The 1,022-nt window shown below is 68.8% G+C and carries 1 protein-coding gene; it reads right to left on the bottom strand.

The window, feature by feature from the left end; genetic code table 11:
- Positions 1-64: 64 nt before the first annotated feature.
- A complete protein-coding gene (locus tag ACFQ79_RS40760) occupies positions 65-1,009 on the bottom strand; it encodes a transposase family protein (protein WP_383593458.1) in 945 nt (314 codons plus the stop codon).
- Positions 1,010-1,022: the final 13 nt, after the last annotated feature.

The raw sequence follows: 1,022 nt of genomic DNA, 5'->3' as shown, positions 1-1,022 counted from the left end.
ACGAGCTCGTGCACGGTAGGCGGTGAGACGTCGAAGGCTGCGGCGGGGCCGGTGCTCACCTCTGTCATCGAGGGCTCAGGTCTGCGGTCTGCTGGTGGGAGAGCAGGCCGGCGACGGCCTGGACCGTGTCGCTCGTGTGCTCACGACGGCCGAGGTGGCGGGCCAGTGCCCGCCAGTTCTTCAGATGGGCGATGCCATGCTCGACACGGATCCGCCTGGAGGAATGCGCTTTGCGCTGCCGCTCGTGCATTTCCTCGTACCAGTCCGGGGCGTTCTTCTTGAACTTGCGGTGCGGTGGCGTCACCACGCGTCCGCCGGTCTGGGCTCCGAGGCCCTGGTAGCCGGCGTCCGCGAGGATCTCCACCGCTGGGCCGTCCGCCAGGAGCCTGACCAGGCCTAACTCGCGGGCATGGGTGATGTCCGCGCAGCTTGCAGGTGTGGTCGGGCTGCAGAACAGCAGCCGTCCGTCCCCGTCGGTGAAGATCATGGACTTCACGGCGTTCTGCTTGTTCTTGCCGGAGATAAAGCGATCGCGGTCCTTGCGTCCGGCGGCCGGACGGCGGACCCGGATCTCGGTGCCGTCGATGATGCCGGTCTGCCCACTGGCGCCGAGGTGGTCGATGACTTCGCCCAGTGTCCGCAGCCGGACGCCGGGGCTGATCGTGCACCCCCGCCCGGCCAGCAGCGGCCGCACCTCGCCGATGGCCCGGGTGATTGTGGAACGGTCCACGCCGAACCAGCAGGCCAGCACGTCATGGGTGACCCCGTGACGGAGGTGGACGAGCGTGGCCAGGAGCCGGTCGACGAACACCAGCCGGTGCTTCGCACCGGCGCCCACACCTCGCTGCCGCGGCCGGGAGGCCAGCTTTGCCTGGTGACGCTCATGCCATAACGGGCCCAGGTCCGCGACGAGTTCAGCGATCACATCGGCCGACAGGCCCGTGATCCGACGGCTGCTGACGATCGCTGCACGAGTCACGGTCCCCACCACCCCACCATGATCGACCATCCGTGGCTCGACG

This window comes from Streptomyces sp. NPDC056480 (assembly GCF_042795405.1).
Classification (GTDB): domain Bacteria; phylum Actinomycetota; class Actinomycetes; order Streptomycetales; family Streptomycetaceae; genus Streptomyces.
The sequence above is the reverse complement of the archived record's forward strand: the minus strand, read 5'-3'. Positions and strand labels throughout refer to the sequence as shown.